Genomic DNA, 1,888 nt, shown 5'->3' on the forward strand with positions numbered 1-1,888 from the left:
ACCGGCCGCTCCATCTCCGCCACCACCTCACGCATCACAAAGATGCTCTCCGCCTCCAACTCGTCCAACTGGGAGATGTGGTAGGCGGCCGGCGTACTGCTCATCGGGACTCCTCCGTGGCCGCCGGGGCGGCGTGCTCGGCTGACGCCGCCGTGCCGGACAACTGCCGGCGCAGCGCGGCGAGCAGCGGCGCGGCCAGGTCCCGACGGCAGACCAGCAGGTCGGGCAGGCGAGGGTCAGCCTCGTTGTACGTCAGCGCGGAACCGTCGATCCGGGAAGCGTGCAGGCCGGTGGCCGTCGCCACAGCCACCGGAGCAGCCGAGTCCCACTCGTACTGCCCACCCGCGTGGATGTACGCGTCGACCTCACCCGTCACCACCGCCGCGATCTTCGCCCCCGCCGACCCCATCGGCACCAGCTGAGCACCCACATCCTCCGCCAGATCCGTCAGGAACACCGGCGGACGACTCCGGCTCGCCGCCACCCGGATCGGTGCGCCGGGTCGGGCCGGTGCCGGCGGGTACGCCGGTGGCACGTCGGTGGCCAGCACCCGGTGCTGCGCCGGCAACGCCACCGCGCCCGCCACCAGGCCGTGCGGCGTCGGGGCGTACCGGGCCCAGAGCGCCACGTGCACCGCCCAGTCCGACCGCCCCTCCTCCGAGAACTCCCGCGTCCCGTCCAACGGGTCGACGATCCACACCCGGTCGGCGGTCAGCCGGTCGGCGCCGCCGCGCCGCCGGGAGTCGGCGTCCTCCTCGGAGAGCACCGCGTCGCCGGGCCGGCAGCGGGCCAGTTCGGCCCGGAGGAGGTCGTGGGCGGCCCGGTCACCGGCGGCCCTGAGCGCGGCCGGGTCGTGGTAGCCCTGCGCGGCGCGGACCCGCAGCAGCAGGTCGCCGGCGCGCTCCGCGAGCAGCCGGGCGAGCCGGGCGTCGGAGTCGGACGGATCAGGGGTGGACATGGCGGCTCCTTCACGATGGCCTCGACGCGGTGCGCGGGTGGTCACTGGACCGCCCGCCGGATGAAACAGCGGACACTGACCCAGGTCAGCACCGCCGCGACCGTGGTCAGCACGGCCAGGCACACCCACCCCGGCAGGTGCGGTACGCCCGGCAGCAGGGCCCCGCGCACCCCCTCGGAGACGTACGTCATGGGGTTCAGCGCGGTGGCCGCCTGGTACCAGGGCATCGACGACAACCGGGGCCAGGGGTAGTGGATGCAGCCGGTCCAGATGATCGGGGTGAGGATCACCGAGAAGGCGACGTTGATCCGCTGCACCGGCAGGCTGGTCGCCAGGCTCATCCCGATCGCCGCCCCCACCCAGGCGCCCAGCAGCGCCACCAGCAGCACCATCGGCAGCCCGGCGGGCCGCCACGGCGCGGACCCGACGATCAGGGCGCCGAGCGGGTAGACCAGGACGGCCGCGAGCAGCCCCCGGACGGTGGCGACGATCAGCTTCCCGACCGCGACGAGACCGGTCGGCAGCGGGGCCAGCAGCCGGTCCTCGATCTCCATGGTGAAACCGAACTCCTTCACCAGCGGCAGGGCCACGCTCTGCAGACCGGTGGTGAGGGCGGCCAGCGCGACGACGCCGGGCAGGAACAGTTCGGCGAAGCCGCTGCCGACGATGCCCTGGCCGCCGAGGATCGTGTCGAAGACGAAGAGCATGAACAGCGGCGTCAACCCGACCTGGAGCAGGATGACCCACAGCTCCCGGCCGGTGACCATCAGGTCGCGGCGTAGCAGGGCGGCGAGGACGCGGCCGGCCCCGGGGCGGGGGCGCGGGCGCACCTGCGACCGCAGCGGTGTCGGCGTGTCGAGCGCGGTCACCGTGGACCACGAAGGCGTCGATCGCCACGCCGATGGCGAGGGCGAAGCCGATCGACTTGAT

General features: G+C 73.7%; 2 protein-coding genes and 1 pseudogene. All 3 read right to left on the minus strand.

Annotated features, from left to right (window positions below; all coding sequences use genetic code 11):
- Positions 1 to 104 (minus strand): annotated as a pseudogene (locus AWW66_RS34150) (sulfate adenylyltransferase subunit CysD); the annotation flags it as partial.
- Positions 101 to 958: a 3'(2'),5'-bisphosphate nucleotidase CysQ gene (locus tag AWW66_RS32000; protein ID WP_083979304.1), complete on the minus strand. Its 858-nt coding sequence runs from the start codon at positions 956 to 958 to the stop codon at positions 101 to 103. The gene AWW66_RS32000 and the pseudogene AWW66_RS34150, both read right to left, overlap by 4 nt.
- A 41-nt stretch (positions 959 to 999) precedes the next feature.
- Entirely contained in the window at positions 1,000 to 1,827 is an 828-nt protein-coding gene (locus AWW66_RS32005; RefSeq protein ID WP_245648586.1) for an ABC transporter permease, read from the minus strand.
- Between the last annotated feature and the right edge of the window lie 61 nt (positions 1,828 to 1,888).

The organism is Micromonospora rosaria (assembly GCF_001567585.1).
In the GTDB taxonomy this organism is placed as follows: Bacteria; Actinomycetota; Actinomycetes; order Mycobacteriales; family Micromonosporaceae; genus Micromonospora; species Micromonospora rosaria.